General features: G+C 59.3%; 27 protein-coding genes. 9 read left to right on the top strand and 18 right to left on the bottom strand.

The window, feature by feature from the left end:
- Positions 1-85: 85 nt before the first annotated feature.
- Both QMX93_RS04375 and QMX93_RS04370 read right to left on the bottom strand, forming a co-directional pair.
- Positions 86-2,230 carry a 3-hydroxyacyl-CoA dehydrogenase NAD-binding domain-containing protein gene (locus QMX93_RS04375; protein ID WP_282353030.1) on the bottom strand — a complete coding sequence of 715 codons (2,145 nt, stop codon included), beginning with the start codon at positions 2,228-2,230 and terminating at the stop codon, positions 86-88.
- Positions 2,231-2,255: 25 nt separating this feature from the next.
- Positions 2,256-3,461 (bottom strand): acetyl-CoA C-acetyltransferase, encoded by a 1,206-nt coding sequence (locus QMX93_RS04370; RefSeq protein ID WP_212544317.1) that lies wholly within the window; start codon positions 3,459-3,461, stop codon positions 2,256-2,258.
- A gap of 584 nt (positions 3,462-4,045) precedes the next feature.
- Here QMX93_RS04370 and QMX93_RS04365 point away from each other — a divergent pair.
- Positions 4,046-4,867 carry a cytochrome c gene (locus QMX93_RS04365; RefSeq protein WP_282353121.1) on the top strand — a complete coding sequence of 274 codons (822 nt, stop codon included), beginning with the start codon at positions 4,046-4,048 and terminating at the stop codon, positions 4,865-4,867.
- A gap of 115 nt (positions 4,868-4,982) precedes the next feature.
- Here QMX93_RS04365 and QMX93_RS04360 read toward each other — a convergent pair whose 3' ends face one another.
- The 10 genes from QMX93_RS04360 to QMX93_RS04315 all read right to left on the bottom strand — a co-directional run bounded on the left by QMX93_RS04360 (position 4,983) and on the right by QMX93_RS04315 (position 14,257).
- Complete coding sequence (locus QMX93_RS04360; RefSeq protein ID WP_282353028.1) at positions 4,983-5,786, bottom strand: transglutaminase family protein; 804 nt, start codon at positions 5,784-5,786, stop codon at positions 4,983-4,985.
- Positions 5,783-6,733, bottom strand: a complete 951-nt coding sequence (locus tag QMX93_RS04355; protein ID WP_053116841.1) for an alpha-E domain-containing protein — start codon at positions 6,731-6,733, stop codon at positions 5,783-5,785. Before QMX93_RS04355 ends, QMX93_RS04360 begins: the two co-directional genes overlap by 4 nt.
- Before the next feature lie 12 nt (positions 6,734-6,745).
- Positions 6,746-8,155 (bottom strand): circularly permuted type 2 ATP-grasp protein, encoded by a 1,410-nt coding sequence (locus QMX93_RS04350; protein WP_007914061.1) that lies wholly within the window; start codon positions 8,153-8,155, stop codon positions 6,746-6,748.
- Between the two features lie 500 nt (positions 8,156-8,655).
- Positions 8,656-9,003 carry a ribonuclease E inhibitor RraB gene (locus tag QMX93_RS04345; RefSeq protein ID WP_008080948.1) on the bottom strand — a complete coding sequence of 116 codons (348 nt, stop codon included), beginning with the start codon at positions 9,001-9,003 and terminating at the stop codon, positions 8,656-8,658.
- A gap of 210 nt (positions 9,004-9,213) precedes the next feature.
- Positions 9,214-9,447, bottom strand: coding sequence for a hypothetical protein (locus QMX93_RS04340; protein ID WP_053118693.1), 234 nt, complete (start codon positions 9,445-9,447; stop codon positions 9,214-9,216).
- A gap of 345 nt (positions 9,448-9,792) precedes the next feature.
- Positions 9,793-10,668, bottom strand: a complete 876-nt coding sequence (speE, locus tag QMX93_RS04335; protein ID WP_008080944.1) for a polyamine aminopropyltransferase — start codon at positions 10,666-10,668, stop codon at positions 9,793-9,795.
- Positions 10,669-10,888: 220 nt separating this feature from the next.
- On the bottom strand, positions 10,889-11,080 hold the full coding sequence (locus tag QMX93_RS04330; protein ID WP_007914053.1) for a PLDc N-terminal domain-containing protein: 192 nt from the start codon (positions 11,078-11,080) through the stop codon (positions 10,889-10,891).
- Between the two features lie 71 nt (positions 11,081-11,151).
- Complete coding sequence (locus QMX93_RS04325) at positions 11,152-11,682, bottom strand: hypothetical protein (RefSeq protein ID WP_282353013.1); 531 nt, start codon at positions 11,680-11,682, stop codon at positions 11,152-11,154.
- Positions 11,683-11,803: 121 nt separating this feature from the next.
- A complete protein-coding gene (locus QMX93_RS04320; protein ID WP_053118689.1) occupies positions 11,804-12,322 on the bottom strand; it encodes an ankyrin repeat domain-containing protein in 519 nt (172 codons plus the stop codon).
- 96 nt (positions 12,323-12,418) lie between these two features.
- Positions 12,419-14,257 (bottom strand): long-chain-acyl-CoA synthetase, encoded by a 1,839-nt coding sequence (locus tag QMX93_RS04315; RefSeq protein WP_282353010.1) that lies wholly within the window; start codon positions 14,255-14,257, stop codon positions 12,419-12,421.
- 390 nt (positions 14,258-14,647) lie between these two features.
- Here QMX93_RS04315 and QMX93_RS04310 point away from each other — a divergent pair, with 390 nt between their 5' ends.
- Positions 14,648-14,926 carry a DUF3509 domain-containing protein gene (locus QMX93_RS04310; RefSeq protein ID WP_053118700.1) on the top strand — a complete coding sequence of 93 codons (279 nt, stop codon included), beginning with the start codon at positions 14,648-14,650 and terminating at the stop codon, positions 14,924-14,926.
- A 183-nt stretch (positions 14,927-15,109) separates the two neighbouring features.
- Here the strand turns inward: QMX93_RS04310 and mtnC are convergent, their stop codons facing one another.
- The 5 genes from mtnC to aroC all read right to left on the bottom strand — a co-directional run bounded on the left by mtnC (position 15,110) and on the right by aroC (position 19,332).
- Positions 15,110-15,793, bottom strand: coding sequence for an acireductone synthase (gene mtnC / locus QMX93_RS04305; protein ID WP_282353006.1), 684 nt, complete (start codon positions 15,791-15,793; stop codon positions 15,110-15,112).
- A 4-nt stretch (positions 15,794-15,797) separates the two neighbouring features.
- Positions 15,798-16,343, bottom strand: a complete 546-nt coding sequence (locus QMX93_RS04300; protein WP_282353004.1) for an acireductone dioxygenase — start codon at positions 16,341-16,343, stop codon at positions 15,798-15,800.
- Between the two features lie 94 nt (positions 16,344-16,437).
- On the bottom strand, positions 16,438-17,064 hold the full coding sequence (locus QMX93_RS04295; RefSeq protein WP_034151739.1) for a methylthioribulose 1-phosphate dehydratase: 627 nt from the start codon (positions 17,062-17,064) through the stop codon (positions 16,438-16,440).
- On the bottom strand, positions 17,061-18,206 hold the full coding sequence (locus tag QMX93_RS04290; RefSeq protein ID WP_282352998.1) for an MFS transporter: 1,146 nt from the start codon (positions 18,204-18,206) through the stop codon (positions 17,061-17,063). The genes QMX93_RS04295 and QMX93_RS04290 overlap by 4 nt, the downstream gene beginning before the upstream one ends.
- Before the next feature lie 34 nt (positions 18,207-18,240).
- Positions 18,241-19,332: a chorismate synthase gene (gene aroC, locus QMX93_RS04285; RefSeq protein WP_008080929.1), complete on the bottom strand. Its 1,092-nt coding sequence runs from the start codon at positions 19,330-19,332 to the stop codon at positions 18,241-18,243.
- 130 nt (positions 19,333-19,462) lie between these two features.
- Between aroC and QMX93_RS04280 the strand changes: the two genes are divergently transcribed.
- Complete coding sequence (locus tag QMX93_RS04280; protein WP_282352995.1) at positions 19,463-20,416, top strand: alpha/beta fold hydrolase; 954 nt, start codon at positions 19,463-19,465, stop codon at positions 20,414-20,416.
- Positions 20,417-20,514: 98 nt separating this feature from the next.
- A complete protein-coding gene (locus tag QMX93_RS04275; RefSeq protein ID WP_282352993.1) occupies positions 20,515-21,306 on the top strand; it encodes a hypothetical protein in 792 nt (263 codons plus the stop codon).
- A gap of 172 nt (positions 21,307-21,478) precedes the next feature.
- Here the strand turns inward: QMX93_RS04275 and prmB are convergent, their stop codons facing one another.
- A complete protein-coding gene (gene prmB / locus QMX93_RS04270) occupies positions 21,479-22,387 on the bottom strand; it encodes a 50S ribosomal protein L3 N(5)-glutamine methyltransferase (protein WP_053118677.1) in 909 nt (302 codons plus the stop codon).
- 238 nt (positions 22,388-22,625) lie between these two features.
- Between prmB and QMX93_RS04265 the strand changes: the two genes are divergently transcribed.
- From QMX93_RS04265 to QMX93_RS04245, 5 genes are all read left to right on the top strand, one after another.
- Positions 22,626-23,216, top strand: coding sequence for a cysteine hydrolase family protein (locus QMX93_RS04265; protein ID WP_053118675.1), 591 nt, complete (start codon positions 22,626-22,628; stop codon positions 23,214-23,216).
- 131 nt (positions 23,217-23,347) lie between these two features.
- Positions 23,348-23,668, top strand: a complete 321-nt coding sequence (locus QMX93_RS04260) for a hypothetical protein (RefSeq protein WP_007914024.1) — start codon at positions 23,348-23,350, stop codon at positions 23,666-23,668.
- Between the two features lie 73 nt (positions 23,669-23,741).
- A complete protein-coding gene (locus QMX93_RS04255; RefSeq protein WP_282352986.1) occupies positions 23,742-24,299 on the top strand; it encodes a Smr/MutS family protein in 558 nt (185 codons plus the stop codon).
- 78 nt (positions 24,300-24,377) lie between these two features.
- Positions 24,378-24,923: a GTP cyclohydrolase I FolE gene (gene folE / locus QMX93_RS04250; protein WP_212551373.1), complete on the top strand. Its 546-nt coding sequence runs from the start codon at positions 24,378-24,380 to the stop codon at positions 24,921-24,923.
- A gap of 104 nt (positions 24,924-25,027) precedes the next feature.
- Positions 25,028-25,399: a glutathione S-transferase N-terminal domain-containing protein gene (locus tag QMX93_RS04245; protein ID WP_282352978.1), complete on the top strand. Its 372-nt coding sequence runs from the start codon at positions 25,028-25,030 to the stop codon at positions 25,397-25,399.
- Positions 25,400-25,480: the final 81 nt, after the last annotated feature.

The following is a 25,480-nucleotide window of genomic DNA, read 5'->3' as shown; positions in this document are numbered from 1 at the left end:
TACCTGACACGTGATGGGAATAATGAACACCCCAGAGCCTGCCTTGAAACACCCCGACAAGGCAAGTCCCGGAATGCTCGCCCCGTTAGAACATTTCACCTTTCGCCGCTTTTTCCAGCAGCAGCGCCGGCGGGGCGAAACGCTCGCCGTACTGCTCTGCCAGATACTGCGCGCGAGCGACGAAATCCTTCACCCCATACTGATTGATGAACTGCAACGCGCCGCCCGTCCACGCCGCAAAACCGATGCCGAAGATCGAGCCGACGTTGGCGTCCGCCGTCGAGGTCAGCACGCCCTCCTCCACGCAACGCACGGTTTCGATGGCTTGCACGAACAGCAAGCGATCACGCACATCCTTCGGGGAAATCTGCCCGTCGGCTTTCTCGAAGCGCGTTTTCAGTTCCGGCCACAAATGCTTCTGGCCACCGGCCGGGTATTCATAAAAACCACCGCCAGCCGCCTTGCCCGGACGTTTGTATTCGTTGAGCAGCAAGTCAATCACGGCGAAGGCCGGGTGCTCAATCAGCGGTTTCCCTTCTGCCTGTAGGTCTTTGGCCGTTTGCTTGCGGATATGGCTCATCAGGCTGAGGGAAACTTCGTCGGAGATTGCCAGAGGCCCGACCGGCATCCCGGCCTTGCGTGCTTCAGTCTCGATCATTGGTGCGCTGACGCCCTCGCCAAGCATGGCGATGCCTTCGTTGGTGAAGGTGCCGAAAACCCTCGAGGTGAAGAAACCGCGACTGTCGTTGACCACGATCGGGGTTTTCTTGATTTGCAGAACGAAATCGAAGCCGCGCGCGAGGGTTTCATCGCTGGTTTGCGCGCCTTTGATGATTTCCACCAGCGGCATTTTTTCCACCGGACTGAAGAAATGCAGGCCGATGAATTTGCTTTGATCCGGTACGGCGCTCGCCAGACCGGTGATTGGTAAGGTCGACGTGTTGGAGGCAATAACGGCGTCGGCGCCCACGACTTTTTGCGCAGCCACAGAAACCTTGGCCTTGAGCTCGCGATCCTCAAACACCGCTTCGATGATCAGGTCGCAACCGGCCAGATCGGCATCGCTTTCAGAGGGTTTGATCCGCGCCAGCACTTCATCGCGCTGGGCTGCATTCATCTGGCCACGGGCGACTTTCTTGTCGAGCAACGTGGCCGAGTGCGCCTTGCCCTTCTCAGCAGCCGCGAGATTGATGTCCTTGAGCACCACGTCGATCCCCGCCGAAGCACTGACAAACGCGATCCCCGCGCCCATCATCCCGGCACCGAGCACGCCGACCTTCTGCGTCTTATAAGGTGCAAAACGCTGCGGCCGCGAACCACCGGCATTGATCTCGTTGAGCTGAAACCAGAACGTGCCGATCAGGTTTTTCGAAATCTGCCCGGTGGTGAGTTCGGTGAAGTAGCGGGTTTCGATCAGGTGCGCGGTGTCGAAATCGACCTGAGCCCCTTCAACTGCCGCACACAGAATCTTCTCCGGCGCCGGCAGTGTGCCTTGAGTTTTCGTGCGCAGGATCGACGGTGCAATCGCCAGCATCTGCGCGACTTTAGGATTAGACGGCGTACCGCCGGGAATCTGATAACCCTTCACATCCCAACGCTGCACCGCCGTCGGATTGGCAACAATCCACGCGCGCGCCTTGGCCAACAGTTCATCGCGATTCTCCGCCAGCTCATCGATCAAACCGGCCTGCAACGCTTGTTGCGGACGCACTTTTTTGCCTTCGAGCAGATACGGCAGCGCCTTCTCGATCCCGAGCATGCGCACCATGCGCACCACCCCGCCGCCGCCCGGCAGCAGGCCCAGCGTCACTTCCGGCAGGCCGAGTTGCACCGAGGCGTCGTCCAGCGCCACGCGATGATGGCAGGCGAGACAGATTTCCCAGCCGCCGCCCAACGCCGCGCCGTTAATCGCTGCAACTACCGGTTTGCCGAGGGTTTCCAGGGTGCGCAATTGACGTTTGAGGGTCAGCACCATGTCGTAGAAAGCTTTGGCTTCAGGCTTGCCGACTTTGATCAGTTCGTTGAGGTCGCCGCCGGCAAAGAAGGTTTTCTTCGCCGAAGTGATGATCACACCGGCAAGGTTGTCTTTATCCGCCACCAGACGGGCCACGCACGCGGCCATCGCCTCGCGGTACACGGCGTTCATGGTGTTGGCGCTCTGGCCCGGCATGTCGATGGTCAGCACGACGATGCCGTCCTGGCCTTTTTCGTAACGAATGGCTTCGCTCATAACAAGATTCCTTGAATTCGGGGGCTCAGAGACGTTCGATGATGGTGGCAATGCCCATGCCGCCGCCGACGCACAGCGTCGCCAGGCCATAGCGCAGGTGCCGCGCTTCCAGTTCATCGAGCAAGGTGCCGAGGATCGCGCAACCGGTGGCGCCCAGCGGATGGCCCATGGCGATGGAGCCGCCGTTGACGTTGACCTTGTCCGGGTCGACGGCCATGTCCTTGATGAACTTCAGCACCACCGAAGCAAACGCTTCGTTGACCTCGAACAGGTCGATGTCTTCCACGCGCAGCCCGGCCTTGGCCAAAGCCTTGCGCGTGGCCGGTGCCGGGCCGGTGAGCATGATGGTCGGGTCGGTGCTGGTGACTGCCGTAGCGACAATTCGCGCCCGCGGTTGCAGGCCCAATGCGCGGCCCTTGGCTTCGGAGCCGATCAGCATCAACGCCGCACCGTCGACGATCCCGGAACTGTTGCCGGGTGTGTGCACATGATTGATCCGTTCAACGTGGCTGTAGACCCGCAGCGCCGTCGCGTCGAAACCCATTTGCCCGATCATTTCAAAACTCGGTTTGAGCTTGCCGAGCCCTTCCAGCGTCGATTCAGCACGAATGAACTCATCGTGATCGAGCAGGATGATGCCGTTCTGATCCTGCACCGGCACCAGCGACTTGTTGAACGAACCATCGGCCCGGGCCCGCGCGGCTTTCTGTTGCGAGTGCAGCGCGTAGGCATCGACATCGTGACGGCTGAAACCTTCGAGCGTGGCGATCAAATCGGCACCGACGCCTTGGGGGGTGAAGTGGCTGTGCAAGTTGGTCTGCGGATCCAGTGCCCACGCACCACCATCGCTGCCCATCGGCACGCGCGACATCGACTCGACGCCACCGACCACCACCAGGTCTTCAAAACCCGAGCGCACTTTCATCGCACCGAGGTTCACTGCCTCAAGCCCGGACGCGCAGAAGCGGTTGATCTGCACCCCCGCCACGCTGACGTCCCAATCAGCCACTTGCACGGCGGTTTTGGCGATGTCCGAGCCTTGATCGCCAATCGGCGTGACACAACCGAGCACGACGTCATCGACCTGACTGGTGTCCAGCGCAGTGCGTTGTTGCAGCGCGGTCAGCAGCCCGGCCACCAGATTCACCGGTTTGACGCTGTGCAAAGCACCGTCGGCCTTGCCTTTGCCACGTGGCGTGCGTAGCGCATCGAAAATCAAAGCTTGGGTCATGACGTCCTCGAACCTGTGCGGTGAGTGATTTCTTGTGCTTGCACTCTTGTCCCGGACGGCCACGGATTCAATGACCACAGTGCTCAATGCGGTTGACGGACACGCTCAGACGGACGGTCATTGGCCGTCGGGTGAACCGGTTCAGGTCACGGAGTTGTCTAGCAAGCGGGCGGCGCAGAAGCTGGCAATACGCCTCATGCCTTTTTAATCGCCGTTGGCAGCAACTCCATATGAAATGGATCTAAGCCAAGCGTGACGCGGGCCCTAAGGTAGTACATGTACGTCAGAGTCGTCGGGTTTTGCCGAGGCCGGCGTCCTTCAACAGGAAGTGCAGCGCTTGCCGTCATGGATATGCAGGCAGGCATCAGGAAATAACAATAAAGGCGGTCAAGCCATGTTCAAACAACCGAAAGTTCGTCAAGCAGGGCTCATTCTTTTCGCCACGACGCTGTTGTTGATTTTGCCGAATCTGACCAAGGTCATCGGCTGAATCGAGCGGCGGGTTTATCTATCGCCACTGAAAATGTGACTGGCCCGCTACCCGGGCCAGCGTGGCTGTGCCAACCTTTGCGCACTTCCACGACATCGACGGCGATCATTTGAAAACGCTCTTCGTACTCGGGGCCATGCTGCTGAGCATGCCTCTGTCTGCCGCCCAGTTGGACTTACAACTGGGCGAGCACAGCCGCACCTGGCAGACCGAGGAATTGCTCAAGCATCCTCAGGTGCAAAACATCACCATCAAAAACGATGTGTCCTACAAGAAGGACATGGTCTATCGCGCCGTGCCGGTGGCGGCGTTGTTGGCCGGGATAAACGCTGAAGATCATCTGCAAGCGGTAGCGCTGGACGGTTTTGCCGCAGAGTTGGCGGCGGCGCCGTTGCTCAATCGTGAAGGCGCGCGCGCGTGGCTGGCGATTGAAGACCCGGCCCATCCGTGGCCGCCGTTGTCGAAAGACAAGCACAGCGCCGGGCCGTTTTACCTGGTGTGGACGGATCCGCAGGCGGGCAATATCAGCCCGGAGCAATGGCCGTTTGAAGTGGCGAGCATCAAGCGCATGGCGCCGGTGGCCGAGCGATTCCCTGCTCTGCTACCGGATCCGGTGTTGAAGAAAGATGATCCGGTGAATCTGGGTTTTGCGTTATTTCAGAAGAATTGCTTGGCGTGTCACCGATTGAACGGTGCGGGGGATGCGCAGTTCGGGCCGGATCTGAATATTCCTTACAGTCCGACGGAGTATTTGGGGGTGGATTTCTTGAAGCGCTACATTCGTGATCCGCAGAGTTTGCGCCAGTGGCCGCAGGCGAAAATGCCGGGGTTTTCGGCGGAGGTGTTGCCGGACGGGGATCTGGAATTGCTGGTGGGTTATCTGAAACACATGGCGGGGCGCAAGGTTAAGCCCTGAGACTTGGGGTGTTATTACGGGCCTCTTCGCGGGCAAGCCTTGCTCCTACAGGTGATAGCGGCGCTTGGGCGCGTTCTGTAGGAGCAAAGCTTGCTCGCGAAGCGGTATCCCGGATCTATTGTTGTTGCACGGAGATGACCGGGGTCGGTGAGACGAGCACTTTCGCGTGCATCTGCTCGCAGCCGCCGCCCCGGCGCATACCGCGTACCGGGCAGGCGTCGAGGTAATCGAGGCCTACCGCCAGCTTCAAATGGCGCTCCGGCCGCGCCAGTTCGTTGGTCACGTCAAAGCTGTACCAGGCGTCATCCAGCCACGCTTCCGCCCAGGCGTGGCTGGCCAGATGTTCGCAATCCTCGCTGTACAAATATCCCGACACGTAACGCGACGGCACGCCCAGGCTGCGCGCGCAGGCCAGAAACGCGTGGGTGTGATCCTGACAAACCCCGGCGCGTCCGGCGAAGGCTTCGGCGGCGCTGGTGTCGACTTCGGTGGAGCCCGGCGTGTAGGTCATGTGCTGATTCAAACCGTGCATCAAATCGATCAGAGCGGTGCGATCGCGCCGCTGCTTGCAGGATCTTTCGGCGAACGCTCGCAGCGCTTCATCGGCCTCGGTCAACCGGGTAAAACGCAGAAACGGCAGCGCCGACTGGCTTTCATGTTCCGCCTCGCGCAATTCATCAATATCAACCTGCCCACGCGCGCCAATGATGATTGCTTCGTGCGGCTCGTCCATGGTCAGCACGTGCAGGATGTTGCCGAACGGATCAAGTTGCGCGCGCACCGGGCGCGGCAGGTCGAGTTGCCAGCTCAGCACATGTTGACGCTCGCTGTCGTGAGGGGTCAGCCGCAGGTACTGGATGCTCGCCCGCACCTTATCTTCGTAGTGATAGGTGGTCTCGTGGCTTATGGAAAGTCTCATGCAGCCTCCAGGTAGGAACTGTGAATGGCGTTGCCCAACTGGCGCACCAGCGGGATGAATTCGGTCAGCCAGGCATGCAGGCCTTCCTCGAGGATTTCGTTGATGCCGGTGTAGCGCAGGCGCGCGTCCATTTCCGCGGCCAGGCGTTGCGCGGGACGACCGTTGGCACCGGGCAGTTGCGCAAGAATCTGGTCGATCTCTTCGGTGCAGGCGCGCAGCGAACGCGGCACGTCGGCGCGCAACAGCAGCAATTCGGCAACATGCCGGGCGCCGGGCGCGTCGCGATAGATTTCGGTGTAGGCCTCGAACGACGACAGCGCACGCAGCAATGCACTCCACTGGTAATAGGCGTGGGCCGTGCCGTCGCTGACCGCTTCGGCCTGATCGCCGGCCATTTCGTAGCGGGCATCAAGCAAGCGCAGCGTGTTGTCCGCGCGTTCGATAAAGGTGCCGAGACGAATAAAACGAAATGCATCGTTGCGCATGATCGTGCCGTAGGACGCGCCACGAAACAGGTGCGAACGCTCCTTGATCCACTCGCAGAAACGGCTCATGCCATAGCGACTGAGGCCCTGCTCGGCGATCCCGCGAATCTCCAGCCACGTCGAGTTGATGTTCTCCCACATGTCCGCCGTGATCCGTCCACGCACTGCATGGGCACTGGCCCGTGCGGCGCCGAGACAGCTGTAAATGCTCGCCGGGTTGGCCGCATCGAGGGCGAAAAAGTGCAGCAGACGTTCGGCATGCAATGCGCCGTGACGCTCCAGATAATCCTCAAGGGTGCCGGTGATCAACAGCGGCATCGCCAGTTCGTGCAAACCGTCGCCGCGTCCGTCCTGCGGCATCAGCGACAGCGAATAACTGATGTCGAGCATCCGGGCGAGGTTTTCCGCCCGCTCCAGGTAACGCGACATCCAATACAGATCCGAGGCAGTTCTACTTAACATGGCAAGCTTCCTTCAATCCTCGACCACCCAGGTGTCCTTGGTTCCGCCGCCCTGTGATGAATTCACCACCAGCGAGCCTTCACGCAGCGCCACACGGGTCAAACCGCCGGGCACCACGCGGGTTTCGCGACCGGACAAGACAAACGGGCGCAAATCGATATGGCGCGGCGCAATGCCGTTTTCGACAAAGGTCGGACAGGTCGACAGCGACAACGTCGGTTGCGCGATGTACGCGTGGGGTTTGGCCTTGATGCGTTCGCGGAAAGCATCGATTTCCGCTTTCGTCGACGCCGGCCCCACCAGCATTCCGTAACCGCCAGAGCCTTGGGTTTCCTTGACCACCAGATCTGGAAGATTGGCCAGCACGTGGGAAAGTTCAGACGGGTTGCGGCATTGCCAGGTCGGCACGTTTTTCAGGATCGGTTCTTCGTCGAGGTAGAAACGGATCATGTCGGTGACAAACGGGTACACCGATTTGTCATCCGCCACGCCGGTACCGATGGCGTTGGCCAATACGACGTTGCCGGAGCGATAGGACGACAGCAGACCCGGCACGCCGAGCATTGAGTCCGGGTTGAATGCCAATGGATCGAGGAAAGCGTCATCGAGGCGGCGGTAAATTACGTCCACTGCTTTCGGGCCGTCGGTGGTGCGCATGAAGACTTTGTCGTCACGCACGAACAGATCCGCGCCTTCGACCAGTTCAACGCCCATTTCCCGGGCGAGAAACGCGTGCTCAAAGAAAGCACTGTTGAAGCGCCCCGGCGTCAGCACGACCACACTCGGGTCATCAATCGGACTGGAGCTTTTCAGCGTGTCGAGCAACAGGTTCGGGTAGTGATCGATCGGGGCGATGCGTTGCGCGGCGAACAACTCCGGGAACAGGCGCATCATCATTTTGCGGTCTTCGAGCATGTAGCTGACGCCGCTCGGCGTACGCAGATTGTCTTCGAGCACGTAATACGTGCCGTCGCCATCGCGCACCAGATCGACGCCGGAAATGTGCGAATAGATATCGCGGTGCAGATCCAGGCCCTGCATCGCCAACTGATATTGCTCGTTGGCCAGCACCTGTTCGGCGGGAATGATCCCGGCCTTGATGATGCGCTGCTCGTGATAGAGGTCGGCGAGGAACATGTTCAGCGCCTTGACCCGCTGGATGCAGCCGCGCTCGACGATCCGCCACTCGCTGGCGGGGATGCTGCGCGGAATGGTGTCGAAAGGAATCAGGCGCTCGGTGCCCTGCTCGTCGCCGTAGAGCGTGAAAGTAATGCCGGCGCGATGGAACAGCAGATCGGCCTCGCGTCGCCGTTGGGCCAGCAGCTCGTCAGGCGTGTCGGCCAGCCATCGGGCGAACTCCCGATAATGCGGGCGAACCTGGCCGCCGGCATCGTACATTTCATCAAAATAGGTGCGGATCATGCCGTACTCCTTGTCACCCGGACATACAGGCCTTCGCAAGGCCCGTGCCATCGGCATAAACGCTTTGATTTCAATCGGTTGGATATTCACGTCGCAGGCGCCGCACCATTCCTGTGCGGCAAATGCCCCAACCTGATTGCCCCCGCTTCATTGCGACGCACTGCATCGCCTATTAGCAGCATAGTCAGAGTTGATTTCACTGCCCTGGATCGGCTGCGGATAATCCGCGCATTCGCTGCCAAACTTCGCCGCTCCCCGCACCGCGAAGTGGTCAGCTCAATTGATTGGGATTGCCCCGGCAGCCCGCCCAGCCTTAACCCTGACCGGTTTCCTCTCCTTATCGGTCTTCCCTTTTAGCCACCCTCTCCGGTGGCTTTTTTTTGCCTTTTGGAAATGTTTTGAAAGCAAAAGCAAAAGATCGCAGCTTTCGGCAGCTCCTACATGAATCTGTGTAGGAGCTGCCGAAGGCTGCGATCTTTTGATCTTCTATCTATAAATATTCAATTCAACCGGTGGCGGCTACGCACCTCCTGTTTCACGCCCCACCCTTCGATTATTCCGCCCAAAGGCTCGACCACCGCCGAAAAACCCTGCTCGAAATCGCCGATATCGTCATACGTCGCGTACATCACTTTGCTTAATTCCAGCGCCCACGCACCGTCATCACGCACGCTGACCTGGGCATTGATGGATTCACCGCGAAATTTGCCTGCTGCCCTGCGCGCCCGCTCCTCGTCCGGGAAAATCGCGTAGAACTCGATGGGATGGAATCGGGAAAAATCGAAACCGCCTTCTTTCATGCGGCGCAGAACATTGCTGCTGATGTCTTCTTGATAGGCTGTGCTCATGAATCGTCCCCCTCGCATAGATGGATAGACTTTCCGTATTCCCGCCCCGGGCCTTTGGCCAAAGTACTGCGACAACGTCGTTGAACGCGGGAAACAAGCATGTAGCTGACAAGACCAGACCTTAGCGATCCGTTCGCTGATCTCGCTTGCAGAGTAGCCCCAAGATAGAGCTGCTGCCAAGGCCTGGTGGTGAAGGTGACAAGAAGAATGTCAGATAGGGGTGATGCTGCGGATTTCGATGCTGTTCTGGGTTTTCAGACTTTTCACGCCAGCATCGGCGGTGCGCCCTTCCAGATCGTTGAGATCCAGCTCGGCGGCCACGGGCAGGAGCCGTGCCTTGATCAGTTGTGCGGCCTCATCGTCACTGGGGCATTCCGCACGTTCGAACACCTCATCGACAATTTCACCATGATCGTCCACGAAAGTGACTTTCCACTTTTGCATCGGTGCCTCCTCGATCAAACCCGCAAATGGGCTTACAACTATCTCGACTGTTTACGCAGAAAGTTGGTTCAAAAGGATTACAACGCACGAAGATGAAAAAAACGACATCGTGGAGATGCGCCGCGAATTTTACACGCAACCATTGTGGTTAGAGGACTTAACTGTGGTGAGGGATTTATCTGTGGCGAGGGGATTTATCCCCGATGGGATGCGAAGCGTCCCCAAAACCAGCCAACGCAATCCATCAGGCAGACCGCGTTGGCCGGGTTTACGGCTGCTGCGCAGCCGGTCGGGGATAAATCCCCTCACCACAGGGGATTCATACACAAATGAAAAATGATGTGATCAGTCGTTGCTTGGCTTGTTGATCGCCTGCAGCACGTACTGCGGCAAGGCAAACGCGCCGATGTGGATTTCCGGGTTGTAGTAGCGGGTGACGATGCCGCTGCCGATGAAGCGCTGTTGCAGGGTTTCACGGCTCAGTTTGCGGTAGGCCGGGTTGGTCGAGCCCCAAGCGAAGGTCATCGAACCGCCGATGTAGGTCGGTACAGCCGCTTGATAGAAGTGCCAGTCCGGGAACAGGCTCTTCAGGCGACCGGCGGTGGTTTTCACTTCGTCGATCTGCATGAACGGCGTGCCGTTCTGGGTCACGAGGATGCCGCCTTCGTTCAGGCAGCGGTGGCAGGCCTGATAGAAGTTCTCCGAGAACAGCACTTCGCCCGGGCCGATCGGGTCGGTGGAGTCGGAGATGATCACGTCGAATTTTTCCGTGGTGGTGGCGACGAAACGCATGCCGTCGTCGATCACCAGGTTCAGACGTGGATCGTCGTAAGCGCCGCTGGAGTGGTTCGGCAGGAATTCTTTGCACATGTCGACCACGGTGCCGTCGATCTCGACCATGGTGATGTGTTCAACGCCGGCGTGCTTGGTCACTTCGCGCAACATGCCGCCGTCACCGCCGCCGATGATCAGCACGCGCTTGGCGCTGCCGTGGGCGAGGATCGGCACGTGGGTGAGCATTTCGTGGTAGATGAATTCGTCGGCTTCGGTGGTCTGGATCACGCCGTCCAGCGCCATCACGCGGCCCATGCGCGGGTTCTGGAAGATCACCAGATGCTGATGTTCGGTGCGCACTTCGTGCAGCAGTTTTTCCATGCGAAAACGCTGGCCGTAGCCTTCGTAGAGGGTTTCCAGGTACTCGCTGGTTTTGGTGACGGTCATGGTCAAGTGCTCCGATGAATGCGCGGGCGCCAATCGTGGGGACGATTGCCCGGGAAAGGCGCGCATTCTACGTTGCCGAAGATGACAGGTCGAACCTCACAACCACAATCCCTGTAGGAGCTGCCGCAGGCTGCGATCTTTTGATGTTGATTTTTAAAAGCAAGATCAAAAGATCGCAGCCTTCGGCAGCTCCTACAGGGGTATTGCGGTGTTAGCTGATTCAGATCCGGACGTTACCGCGTGGCCCGGCGATTGCCCAGATGATCAGGCCCAGTACCGGCAGGAGGATGATCAGCAGCACCCAGACGATTTTCATCCCGGTGGTTGCGCCGCTTTTCAGCACATTGATGATGGCCCAGATGTCGAGGGCGAGGATGATCAGGCCAATCAGACCGTTGAACGTGGAACCCATGGTGTCGCTCCAGAATAGTGGCATGCACTTTTAGGATAGACGGTCGCGCGCAGGGTTCCCTTTTATTGCACTCAGACGTGAACGGCGATCTTCAAGGCTTCCAGCGCGGGTGCAGCGGTGATGCCGACTTCAGCGCACAACTCCAGCACGCGCGGCACGTCGTTGCCGAAGACCAGCACCATTTGCAGCTCGTCGTCGAGCAACTGGCTGAAGTTCATCAGCGTGTAACCGCCGTTTTCCTTGTTCATGCTGCTCATCTGCACCTGAATGCGGTTGAGCGCGGTCAGGGCTTCGGTTTTCGCCAGTTGCTTGGGCTTGAGATTGAAATCCACGCCCGGGCCGAACGAGGCGACGATCTGCGCGAACAGGTCAACGTAGGTGTCTGCCTGGAACAACACGGTTTCCGGCAGGCTGCCGACGACGACCCACTCGCCCAACGGGATCGGGAAGGTGTCGTCGTAGTTGATGTCTGGGTTGGCTGTCAGAAAAGTATCGGCATCGGCGTAGGCTTGCGCCGCTTCATCGGCGACGTTCAGGATCTCGTCCTCGGCCATGCAGCCGGAGCTGATTTTGCTGATGAGTTCGACGAGTGCGGCTTTCATGAGGGCGGATCCTGTGGAAGGTGAAATTTGAGGGCGCGGAGGATAGCGCACAACGCAAAAGATCGCAGCCCGCGGTGGGATCAGTGTAGGAGCTGCCGCAGGCTGCGATCTTTTGACTTTATCAACCCAACAATTTTTCCAGTTGCGCCGTGGTATCGACCGCGCCCATGGTGCGGGCCGCGTCCAGCGCCGTTGCGCCGTTGGCGTCCTTGGCCTGCGCGTTGGCGCCTTTGCCGAGCAAGTAATCGACGATTTCAACGCGGTTGAACATCGCCGCCATCATCAGCGCCGTCCGGCCATCAAACGACGAACCTTCGATCTCGGCACCCGCCTCGACCAACGCCTTGACCACCGCCAGATCACCTTTGAATGCCGCCCCGGCAATCGGGCTCTGGCCGTTGCCATTGCGCATTTCCGGATCGGCTTTGTGTTTAAGCAGCACATTCACCGCGTCGATATGGCCGTAGTAGCTGGCTAACATCAGCAGCGTGTCGCCTTTGCTGTTCTTCAAGTTGACCGGCAAACCGGCGCTGACCAGGCGATCAAGCATCTCGGCATCACCGTCGCGCGCCTTGTTGAAAACCTGCTCGGTGAATTCGGCGGCTTCTTCAGGGGTCATCTGGCGGCTTTGTTCGGACATGGGCAACTCCACTTTCGGTCAATCGGAAAGCCGACAGTTTCCCGAGCGCGAGGAAAACTGTCACCCCCTTTTTCTCAAGTCGGCCTATAGCCAGATTCAATAACGATGCTTACCCTGATAAATGCCCGCCAATATTTCATCGGTCACGCGAACGTAAGTCTGCGTACCGGGCAGCCATGCGTAAATCGGGTCATCGCCCGTCTGGCCGGGGTCAAAGCCTTCGTTCTTCAAGCGGGTTTTCTGGTATTTGAACGTCCCCGTGGTTTCCATCTTCACCTTCACCCGCAGGAACAACGGCACCGCGTACGCCGGCATGCGCTCCCGGGCAAAAGTCAGTAACTCGGCGAAATCCAGGGTCGCGAGGGATTCCGCCGGCGTAATCGCCGCCATGCCGGCACGGCCGTTGGTGTTGCGGATTTCCACGCCATAGGCCACCGCTTCAGAGATGTGCGGATGTTGCAGCAGCAGGTTTTCAACCTCGGTGGTCGAGACGTTTTCGCCCTTCCAGCGATAGGTGTCACCGAGTCGATCAACAAATTGCGCATGACCGAAACCGATGTTGCGCAGCAGATCGCCGGTATTGAAAAAGCGATCACCTTTGGCAAACACATTCTGCAGCACCACTTTCGCGGTTTTCTGTGGATCGGTGTAACCGTCCAGCGGCGCTTTCTCGTCGATCCGCGCCAGCAACAGGCCCTGCTCACCTTTTTCGACCTTGCGCATAAAGCCGTTGTCGCTGCGCAGAGGCTCACCGCTGTCGTGATCGTAAGCCACCAACTCCCAGGCCATCAGCGAAAAACCGATGGTGTTGTCGAAGTTGAGAATATTGGTGAAGCCGATGTTGCCGTCGCTGGCCGCGTACAGCTCACAGATGTGATCCACCGCAAAGCGCGTTTTGAACTCGGCCCAGGCGCCGGGGCGCAAACCGTTGCCGATCATCTTGCGCACCTCGTGACGGTTGTCGTCGGCGCTGGCCGGTTGATCGACCAGATAGCGGCACAACTCGCCGACGTAACCAATGGTGGTGGCGCGATAACGGCGCACGTCGTTCCAGAACTGACTGGCGCTGAATTTACGCCGGATCGCGAAGCCTGAAGCGCCGTTGACCGCCGAGCCCCAGCACACGCAGAGGCCGGTGGCGTGGTACAGCGGCAAGGTGCAATAGACGACGTCGTCGGGGCCCATGTTGAGGGCGATCATGCCGAAGCTGGCGGAGCTGCGCATCCAGCGCCCGTGCTTGAACACCCCGGCCTTAGGCAGCCCGGTGGTGCCGGAGGTGTAGATGTAGAAACACGGGTCGTCGAAGAAGATTTGCTGGCTGCTCGGCGGATTTTCGCTGGAGGCGTCGGCACTGGCGCTGATCAGATTGACGAAACCATCGGGCGCAATGCCCGGATGGCTGTAGGTGTCCTGATCGGCGACAAACCAGGTGCGCGGCGCGGTGATTGCCACTTGCTCGCGTACCGCTGAATAAGCCGAAATCAGCTCTTCGCCAACGACAATCGCCACCGGCGCCACCAGATTAATGCTGTGGATCAGCGTGTCGCGCGTCTGCGAAGTGTTCAGCAGCGCGCTGACCGCGCCGACCTTGGCCAACGCCAAAATCGTCACCAGCAACTCCGGACGGTTCTCGATAAACACCGCGACCACGTCGCCCTTACCGATGCCCTGCCCGCTCAGATAGTGAGCGATACGGTTGGCCCACTGGTTGACTTGTGAGTACGTCAGCGCCACGTCGCCGTGCAATAGCGCCGGGCCGTCGGGGTTGCGTAGGGTTGCTTGTTCGAATGTCCAGCCAAGGCCACAGCTTTGGGTCGGATCCGTGACATTGGCCACCTTCATGCCTTTGACCACCCGCGGGATGGCTTTGGCAATCATCGGCAGTTTGCGGAGCATCATGCTCCAGGTAATCGTGTCGCTTGGCGCGTGACGCATGGAAGCTCCCCGTTCGACCTTGGCGTGCAGGTCGATGTTTTTATTTTTAGGGCTGTGCCTTGAAGCAACCGACGCATTCGAGCGCCGGTCGAGATCGAAAATACGTCAGCGCTTCTCAGGCTGTACACGCGGTTTTTGCAATGTTTTGTATCCGCTGACGTGGCGGGCGCGGAGCTGATCTCCGGGTCAGCATTTGGTTCCGTAGAAATGATCGCGATCCCGCAAAATGCAGGATGCACGATGGCCACTCATGCAGATTGCACGACGCCTTCAAAAATCATAATTTTCAAGCTATTGATTTATAACGATATTTTTTTAATCAAATGCTGGCACAAACTCTGCAACCTCCTCTGCATGCTTGCCATTCAAGTGCATACGGAGCTGAAAGACATGAGCCTGATCCAAGAGAAATTTACCTCCCTGTTCTCCAACTTCGACGTCACCACTGCGCCACGTCCTGATGGCGGGATCCTGCTGACCCTGCGCAGCAGCGACGGCAAAGTGTTCAAACGCGCACTGACTTATCAACAACTGCATGCCGGCGACCAACTGTCGTGGGCGATCAGCGCGATCCGTCGTGACTTGGCTGAACAAGCCAGTGAGCTGCCACAAATCGGCATGCTGCAAAGCCAACAGCGTTTTGCCCTGCCGACGTATCACTCGCTGTAATTTGTAAAACGCTTTAAACAAAACAGGCCGTGGAGCTCTCGCTTCACGGCCTGTTTTTTTGTGCTGATGCAAAACCCTGTGGGAGCGAGCCTGCTCGCGAAGGCTGTGTGTCAGCCACTGAAAAGGTTGGCTGAAAGTACGCTTTCGCGAGCAGGCTCGCTCCCACATTTGGACCGAGTGTGGTTAGAAGTCTTCGGGTTCTATGCCGGTGAAGGTGTCGACGGTGATGTGGTTGCCCAGCTCGCCGCCTTCGCGGGCCAGGCCGCAGGTTTGCAGGCCGGCTGCTTGCGCGGCATCGAGTTCTTCGACGATGTCCGAGAGGAATAAAATTTCCTCGGGCGCGACGCCAATAGCTTGCTGAATGTTGGTGTAAGACTGCGCCTCACGCTTGGGCCCCGACGTGGTGTCGAAATACCCGCTGAACAACGGCGTCAAATCCCCCGCCTCGGAACAACCGAAAATCAGCTTCTGCGCCTGAATCGACCCCGACGAATACACAAACAGTTGATAACCCGCCGCATGCCAGCGTTGCAGCGCTTCAACCGCGTCCGGGTAAACGTGCCCTTTCAACTGCCCGGCGTGATAACCCTGGGCCCAGACCATGCCTTGCAAGGCCTTGAGCGGCGTGGCTTTGCGGTCTTCCTCGATCCAGCTCAGCAGAATTTCAACGACCCGCTCAACATCGGCCTGCGGCGCATTGCTGTCACGGCGCACGGCGTCGAGTTGCTCGGCGACATCGGCACGTTCGGCGTTCTGCCGCACAAAGTCCGGCAGGTGTTTGGCCGCATACGGAAACAGCACGTCGAAGACGAAACTCACCGCGCTGGTGGTGCCTTCGATGTCAGTGACAATGGCTTTGATCGACATCGAATCAATCCTCCAGTCGCGGGAAACGGCCAGCGATGTCTTCGCCGGTGAAGTTGGCAACCCAGCCTTCAGGGTTGTTGAACAGGCGGATCGCGACGAAATGCGGATGCTCGCCCATATCAAACCAGTGCTTGGTGCCGGCCGGTACCGAGATCAGATCGTTCTTCTCGCAGAGTACGGCGTAGACGTAATCGTCGATGTGCAGGGTAAACAGCCCACGGCCGGCGACGAAAAATCGTACTTCGTCTTCGCCATGCCGATGTTCTTCGAGGAACTTGGCGCGCAATTCGGCTTTTTGCGGGTGATCGCTGTTCAGGCTGATCACGTCGACGGTGATGTAACCGCGTTCGGTCATCAGCTCGTCGATCTGCTCTTTATAAGCGCTGATCACTTCTTCCTGGGTAGCGCCGGGCTGGATCTTGGCGGCGGCTTGCCAGCGGTCGAAGCGCACGCCCTGCTCGGCCAGGGTCGAAGCGATGTCTTCAAAGTGGGTCAGCACTTTGTTGGGAATGTCGGGGCTGGAGACGTGATAGACGGACAGGCTGCTCATTGGGGCAATTCCTCGGTATCGGCCTTGCCGTCCGGTTCTTGCAGACCGGTCGGGCACAGCATTTCATCAGGCAAATGGGCTACTTCTGGTGAAGTCAGCCTTGGCGGTTCATGACGCTGCGGGTTTTCAACTCGCATTCAAACAGAAATTCAAAGGCCTCGATCTGGCGCAGCGCGTCGTTCATCTGCGCGCCCCAGGTGTAGAGGCCGTGGCCGCGAATCAGATAGCCGACGCAATCAGGGTGGGCGTCGAGCCAAGGCTGCACCTTGGCGGCGAGGCGCGCAATGTCCTGATCGTTGTCGAAAATCGGCACGCGCACCCGGGATTCGTGGGTCGAAATGCCGCTGAAGGCTTTTTGCAGTTCGTAATCTTCGAACTCGATAAAGTCTTCCGGGGTCAGGCGCGACAACACCGTGGCGTTGACCGAATGGGTGTGCAACACCGCGCCGATCTCTGGGCGCCAGCTATAGAGCTGGGTGTGCAGCAGAGTTTCGGCGGACGGTTTTTTGCCCGGCTCCAGACTGTTGCCGGAAAGGTCGGTGGCGAGCACATCGTCCAGACCCAACTGGCCCTTGTGCTTGCCGGACACAGTCAGCAACGCTTCACTCGGCGACAGACGCGTCGAGTAATTGCTGCTGGTGGCCGGCGACCAGCCGCGACCATAAAGAAAACGCCCGGCGTCGACGATTTGCTGGGCGAGCTGTTCACGCGTAAGGCTCATGGCCTGTCCTCTTGCATACGTGTGGCAATGATAACGGCAGCGGCGAGCGCCGCGAGACTGGCAATACTAAAGGTCAATGTCGCGCCGAGGGCATTCCAGCTGTAACCGGAATACAACGCGCCCATCGCGCCGCCGGTGCCGGCCAGCGCGGCGTACAGCGCTTGGCCCTGCCCTTGCTGGCGCGCGCCGAAGCTACGTTGCACGAAGGCGATGGCAGCGGCGTGAAAACTGCCGAAGGTCGCCGCGTGCAGAACCTGCGCGAACAACAGCACCCAGAGAAACTCGGCGAACGAACCTAGCAGCAACCAGCGCAGCGCCGCCAGCAGAAAACTCACCATCAACACCCGACGCAGAGAAAACCGCGCAAGAATCCGGCTCATCGCCATAAACATCAACACTTCGGCGACCACGCCTACGGCCCAGAGCATGCCGATGGTGCCGCGCGTATAACCAAGCCGTTCAAGGTGCAAGGTCAGAAAGGTGTAATACGGGCCGTGGCTCATCTGCATCAGCGCGACGCAGCCATAAAACGCCAGCACGCCGGGATTGCGCAGTTGTTTGAGGAAACCCTCGCCGGTCGGACGATTGCCTTGCGGCGGTTGTGCGTTCGGCACCCACAAGCTACTGAGGACGATGCCGGCCATGATCAGCACCAGCGCCGCCGGGTAGATGTCGAGGCTCAGCCATTCGAACAGACGACCGAGCACCACCACGGTGATGATGAAACCGATCGAGCCCCACAAACGAATCTGGCTGTAACGCGAGGTTTGCCCCTGCAAATGCGCGAGGGTGATGACTTCGAATTGCGGCAGCACCGCGTGCCAGAAGAATGCGTGCAGCGCCATGACCATCGCCAGCCAGGCGTAGGTCTTGCTGACGAAAATCAGTGAGAACGTCAGCAGCGTACACACGGCGCCGAAGCGCACGATGGCCAGGCGTTTGCCGGTGAAATCGCCGAGCCAGCCCCAGATGTTTGGCGCCACGCAGCGCATCAGCATCGGGATGGCCACCAGTTCACCGATCCGCGCCGGACTGAAACCGAGGTGATCGAAGTACAGCGCCAGAAACGGCGCTGTCGAACCAAGCAAGGCGAAATAGAACAGATAGAAACTGGACAGCCGCCAGTAAGGGAGCGCCGCCACGCCAGTTATGCCGCGACGGCTTTAGAGCCTGCCATCAAAGCTGACCCAGCACCGGCGTGCTCACGCGCACATCGGCGTTCTGGCCACGGTGACGCAGCAGATGATCCATCAACACGATGGCCATCATCGCTTCGGCAATCGGCGTGGCGCGGATGCCGACGCACGGGTCGTGACGGCCCTTGGTGATGACGTCGACCGGGTTGCCGTGGATGTCGATCGAACGGCCCGGGGTGGTGATGCTCGACGTCGGTTTCAAGGCCAGATGCGCAACGATCGGCTGACCGGAAGAAATACCACCGAGAATGCCGCCGGCATTATTGCTGAGGAAACCTTGCGGGGTCATTTCATCACGGTGCTCGGTGCCGCGCTGGGCGACCGAAGCGAAACCGGCGCCGATTTCCACGCCTTTCACCGCGTTGATGCTCATCAGCGCGTGCGCCAGTTCGGCGTCGAGACGGTCGAAAATCGGCTCGCCCAGACCCGGCATCACACCTTCAGCAACAACGGTGATCTTCGCCCCGACCGAGTCCTGGTCGCGACGCAATTGATCCATGTAGGCCTCAAGCTCCGGAACCTTGTCCGGATCCGGGCTGAAGAAGGCGTTCTCTTCCACCGAATCCCAGGTCTTGAACGGGATTTCGATCGGGCCGAGCTGGCTCATGTAGCCACGGATGACGATGCCTTGGCTGGCCAGGTATTTCTTGGCAATCGCACCGGCCGCCACGCGCATTGCGGTTTCGCGCGCCGAGCTGCGGCCGCCGCCACGGTAGTCGCGCTCGCCGTATTTGTGGTGGTAGGTGTAGTCGGCGTGGGCCGGGCGGAACAGATCCTTGATCGCCGAGTAGTCCTTGGACTTCTGGTCGGTGTTGCGGATCAGCAGGCCGATCGAGCAACCGGTGGTGCGCCCCTCGAACACGCCGGAAAGGATTTCGACTTCGTCGGCTTCCTGACGCTGGGTGGTGTGGCGACTGGTGCCGGGCTTGCGGCGATCGAGGTCGCGCTGCAGGTCTTCGAGGGAGATCTCCAGGCCCGGCGGGCAGCCGTCGACAATGGCGACCAACGCCGGACCATGGCTTTCGCCAGCGGTGGTGACAGTGAACAACTTGCCGTAGGTATTGCCGGACATGCAGGACGCTCCGTGAAATCAAACCCAAATTCGTGATGCGCGCCAGTATACGCAGGCTAACCGAGTAGTTCATCCTCGAACCTTAGCGGTGTTGGCGAGTCCAACCGGCACCTTGACCAATGATGGCGTGATGATGCTGCGAGTTTTGCTCTTGAGTCTTACCTTGTTTACGGGCTTTGCCCAAGCGACGGTCTTACAACGCCCGGTCACTCTGGATACCGGCAGCGGCGAACTTTTCGGCTCGCTGTTGCTGCCAAAGTCCGACAAGGCTGTGCCGGTTGTCCTGATCATTTCCGGCTCCGGCCCTACAGACCGCGACGGAAACAACCCCGACGGCGGGCGCAACGACAGCCTTAAACGGCTGGCGTGGGTGCTGGCCAAACACAACATCGCCAGCGTGCGTTACGACAAACGTGGAGTGGCCGCGAGCCTGCCGGCGACGCCCGACGAGCGCAATTTGTCGATCGAATCTTATGCCGCCGATGCCGTGGCGTGGGGACAGAAGCTCAAGGCTGATCCGCGCTTCGGCCCGCTGATTCTGCTCGGTCACAGTGAAGGCGCGTTGATCGCCAGTCTCGCCGCGCCGAAAGTCGATGCGGCGGCGGTGATTTCTCTGTCGGGGAGTGCCCGACCGGTCGATCAAGTGATTCGTGAACAACTGGCACGCAGCCTGCCGCCGGCGTTGATGCTGCGCAGTAACGAACTGCTCGACAGCCTCAAGGCCGGTCGCACCGATGACAACGTGCCGCAGCCGTTGCAGGTTATCTTCCGCCCGAGCGTGCAGCCCTATCTGATCTCGCTGTTCCGTCAGGATCCGGCGCAAGACTTCGCGCAATTGAAAATGCCGGCGCTGATCATTCAGGGCACGAACGATATTCAAGTTAGCGTTGATGACGCCAAGCTGCTCAAGGCTGCCAAACCGGATGCCGAACTGGTGGTGATCGAGGGCATGAACCACGTGTTGCGCATTGTGCATAACGACATGAAGCGGCAATTGGCCTCCTACAAGGATCCAAACTTGCCACTCGCGGCCGAGTTAGGCGCGACAATCCTCAGTTTTATTGACGGACTTCGCACCCGTTAAACGCTTTTGCCCTCCAGTACCGCAAAAAACGGCCGATAAGCCTTTGTCGCCAGCGCAACGGCTGGCGACAAGCAGGGCTTGGACAGGATCTCGCCGTTATGACTGATACCCAGACTTCACCCGACACCGCCGCTGAAAAAGACGCACCGCCAGCGGCCGAGCTGCCGTGGGCGGACGTCCACGTCGAGCACCACAAGATGCTCCGCCTGGCCCCGCTGCAGACCGACCGCAACACCGGCGGGCGGCCACTGCGCTTTGTCGAATTCGGTTACGCCGAGCGCAACAGCAAAGAAACCAGCCTGATGCGCATGGCGATCAAACTGCCGGGCCAGCGGGTGCGCAAAGAGCAGAACCAACTGGATGTGTGGGTTGATCACGCGACCAAGCGTGTGCATTTCGGCCCGGACAGCGGTTTGCAGATCGAACCGTTGAACCGTGGCATCGGCCGCTATATGGCCGCGCAAGGCATCAATTGGGCGAAGAAGCGCTGGCCGACCTACACCGTCGACGGCATGGATTTGAACAACAAGGACGCGCTGAACGAAGACACGCGCCTGCGTCGCGATCATTTCCTGCGCGTGCACGGCTTTGATGTGGTCTACGCCGATGCCCAGCATCTGAAGGGCAGCGTCAAGGAAGTGCAGGTCGGCGATTTGATTGGCGACTGGAACAGCGAAAAGCTGCAAATCGTCGAGATTCTTGAAGCGGCGCAGATGCTCCAGCAGGCTGAGCAGAATCTCGCTGAGCAGGAAGTGAAGCTGAAGAAGCAGGAAGAGAAAGTCGGCAAGTTCAAGCGTGAAGACGCCGGGTTGCGCTTTACGATTACTTGTCTGGTGGCGTTTGCGGTGTTTCAGGCGGGGTTGTTGATCTGGATTGCGACGCACCGGTAGATCAAAAGATCGCAGCCTGCGGCAGCTCCTACACTGGGATCGGTGTACACCCTGTTTGATCGTTCCCACGCTCCGCGTGGGAATGCAGCCCGGGACGCTCCGCGTTCCAAAAGCGGACGCAGAGCGTCCATTGAGACGTTCCCACGCAGAGCGTGGGAACGATCGGTCTCGATTAGACGCGGGAGGCGAACAGGGCCTGGTGGTTGCGGCATTGTTCTGCGGTCAGCATGAACACGCCATGCCCGCCGCGCTGGAAGTCCAGCCAGGCGAAATCGACTTCAGGGTACAACGCGTCCACGTGCACCTGGCTGTTGCCCACTTCCACGATCAGCAAGCCCTTCTCGGTCAGGTGATCCGCCGCTTCAGCCAGCATCCGCCGAACCAGATTCAAACCATCATCACCGCAGGCCAGACCTAGCTCAGGCTCATGCTGATACTCATCCGGCATGTCGGCGAAATCTTCCGCATCGACATAAGGCGGGTTCGACACGATCAGGTCGAAGCGCTGACCCGGCAAACCATCAAAACCATCGCCCTGCACCGTGTACACGCGCTCATCGACGCCGTGGCGCTCGATGTTCTGATTGGCCACTTCCAGCGCTTCGAACGACAGATCGGCCAGCACCACTTCGGCGTTCTGGAACTCGTAGGCGCAGGCAATGCCGATGCAACCGGAGCCGGTGCACAGGTCGAGAATGCGCGCAGGCTCGGTGCCGATCCACGGCGCGAAGCGGTTTTCGATCAGTTCGCCAATCGGCGAACGCGGAATCAACACACGCTCGTCGACAATGAACGACATGCCGCAGAACCACGCTTCACCCAACAGGTACGCGGTCGGAATGCGTTCTTCGATGCGGCGCTTGAGCAGGCGTTGCAGGTTGACCAGTTCGTCGTCCTCCAGCGCGCAATCAAGGTAGCTGTCGGCGATTTCCCACGGCAGGTGCAAGGCACCGAGTACCAATTGGCGGGCTTCGTCCCACGCATTGTCGGTGCCATGGCCGAAAAACAGATCCTCCCCATGGAAGCGGCTGACGGCCCAACGGATGTGGTCGCGCAGGGTACGAAGTCGGGAAGTGATCACGGGGCAGAACTCCAGAAAAAACGACTGGCGATTCTACCAGCCAAAACGCCTAACGACGACGCAGGAAAAACTTCGAGCGACGGTAGGAGTTTTCTTTTTTTTGCATCAGCCATTGAACAGAACGTGTAACGTGACGGGGCTGCAGGCCACAATCGACGGTGCCTACGATGGTAGCGATTCACAGAATCGCTCAGCCAGAGGACAATGCCGCAAAAGCCCCACCCCAAGGAGCCCCAGAATGTCCGTTCCAAAAACGATGTTTCAACTCAGCGGTCGCGGTTACGCAGCGGCCACTCTGAGCCATGCCACCGTGGTCATCATCGATGCCCAGAAGGAATACCTCAGTGGCCCGCTGGCCCTGAGCGGCATGGACGCGGCCGTCGCGAACATCAAACAAGTGGTTGCCGCAGCCCGTGCAGCCGGTCGGCCGATCGTGCACGTGCGTCACCTCGGCACCGTTGGTGGTCTGTTCGACCCGCAAGGCGAGCGCGGTGAGTTCATCCCGGGCCTCGAACCGCAGGGCGACGAAACCATCATCGGCAAACTGCTGCCGAGCGCGTTCCACGGCACCGAGTTGCTCGATCGTCTGCAAAACCTTGGTTCGCTGGATCTGATCGTTTGCGGTTTCATGAGCCACTCCAGCGTCAGCACCACGGTGCGCGCCGCGAAGAATCTGGGTTTCCGCTGCACTTTGGTTGAAGACGCCTGCGCCACCCGTGACCTGCCGTTCAAGGGCCGTGTGCTCAGCGCTGAACTGGTACAAGAAGCCGAAATGGCGATCATGGCCGACAACTTCGCCACCCTCGCCTTGACTCAGGATCTGATCTGATTCGAGCTCAGATGAGCGGCGCGCATGGCCGCTCATCCGCAAAACCCTCTCATTTGCCGCAATTGCCTTAGCCTCAGGAACAACATCGTCAACTCCCGGTCGAAGGGCCGATACCATTGAGGAAGGTCGGAATGAAGTTATCCGATGGATTTGACGCTCGCCGCTTGCGGCCCAAAGGCCAAAGTAACTGGCGTTTTCGATTCGGCGCTGCGATCGCCGCCATTCTGGCGACGTTCGGGGTGCTGCTGGCGATGGCCGGTGCCGCCAGCCTGCTGGGGCGCCCGCCGGCGCTCGGTGATTTGAATGCCACGCCGATGGGTTCGGCAATCATTCTGGCGGTCGGTTTGCTGTTTCTGTATTTCGGTGTCGCCCTGTGGCGCCGCTGCCGCCGTCGCGCACGGCAATCGCGGGAACTGAACATGTCCCCGCACCTGATGAAAAAACACGATTGAACAATGGCCTGGCTTTTTGCCGGGCCGTTTTGTTTCGACTTGGGTAAACTGGCCGCCCTTCGCGGAGGCTGACATGCAAGACGACGATTTTTCCCTGTTCAAAAACGAGCTGCGCGGCGTCAAGCCGATCAAGCACGACCGCGCCGACACCGGCAAGCCCAAGACTGATCGCGCGCAAATCGCCAAGCTGCGCCAGTCCGCCACCGTGCGCACCGACGCCAACACCGTTGATGGTCTGTCCGACCAATTCGTGATCGATGTCGGCCCGGAAGACGAGCTGATGTGGTCGCGCGACGGCGTGCAGGAAAGTCAGATGCGCAAGCTCAAGGTCGGTCAGATTCCGTTCGAAGGCAGCCTCGATCTGCATGGCATGAGCGTCGAAAAGGCTCGCGAAACCCTTTGGGCGTTTCTTGCCGAAGCGACCAAATTTGAAATCCGCTGCGTGCGTGTGACTCACGGTAAAGCCGTGCGACTGGACGGCAAGCGACCGATGATTAAAAGCCACGTCAACACCTGGCTGCGTCAGCATGCACAGGTGCTGGGGTTCTGCTCGTGTCAGGCCAAACATGGCGGCGCGGGTGCGGTGTACGTGATGCTCAAACGCACGATGATGGAAGGTCGCGACGAATAATCCCGTTACACCGAACTTGCAGGGTCGTGTCCGCCACCGTACCCTTGCCCTTTGCGAAAATCCCCCACAGGTAGTTTCATGTCCCTGGAACAGAATTACACCGCGATTCTCGGCCAACTGGGCGAGGACGTCTCCCGCGAGGGCCTGCTCGACACGCCGAAGCGTGCCGCCAAAGCCATGCAGTACCTCTGCCGCGGTTATGAACAAACGCTTGAAGAGGTCACCAATGGTGCCCTGTTCAGCTCCGACAACAGCGAAATGGTGCTGGTCAAGGACATCGAGCTGTACTCGTTGTGCGAACACCACATGCTGCCGTTCATCGGCAAGGCGCACGTTGCGTACATCCCGAGCGGCAAAGTGCTGGGCCTGTCGAAGGTTGCGCGCATCGTCGACATGTACGCGCGTCGTCTGCAGATTCAGGAAAACCTCAGCCGCCAGATCGCCGATGCCATCATGCAAGTGACCGGCGCACTGGGCGTTGCCGTAGTGATCGAGGCCAAGCACATGTGCATGATGATGCGCGGTGTCGAGAAGCAGAATTCGTCGATGATCACTTCGGTGATGCTCGGTGAGTTCCGTGAGAACGCTGCCACCCGCAGCGAGTTTCTCAGCCTGATCAAGTAACGCGCCGCACGAAAAAAACCGGCATTCATCGCCGGTTTTTTTTCGCCCGTGAAAAATCGGGTAAGCTGCGCGCCTTTCTCAATCTGCACCGTGAGGCTTTCAACGTGTTCGTCAAAGCGCTTCGTGTCGGCCTCGGCCAACTGGTTATCTTCATCGACTTCCTCACCCGTCCGGGCAAGAAAAAGCGCCCCGCCGCTGCTCAGGCTCAAGTGGACGCTGCCGGGAAAGATCTCACCCTGTATCAGTTTCACGCCTGCCCGTTCTGCGTGAAAACCCGCCGTACGTTGCGTCGTCTGAATGTGCCGGTGGCGCTGAAGGATGCGAAGAATAATGAGCAGGATCGCCAGGCGCTGCTGGAACAGGGCGGCCGGATCAAGGTGCCTTGCCTGCGCATTGAAGAGAATGGGCAGACGACGTGGATGTATGAGTCGAAGGTGATTATTGATTATCTGGATAAGCGATTTGCTGCGGTCTGATATTTCTATGTTGGGCTGATGACCCTATCGCGAGCAGGCTCACTCCTATAGGGGAACGCATTCCAATTGTAGGAGTGAGCC

The sequence above is a fragment of the Pseudomonas sp. PS01303 genome (assembly GCF_029959385.1).
Lineage (GTDB): Bacteria > Pseudomonadota > Gammaproteobacteria > Pseudomonadales > Pseudomonadaceae > Aquipseudomonas > Aquipseudomonas rustica.
This window is presented reverse-complemented; position numbering and strand designations above follow the sequence as displayed.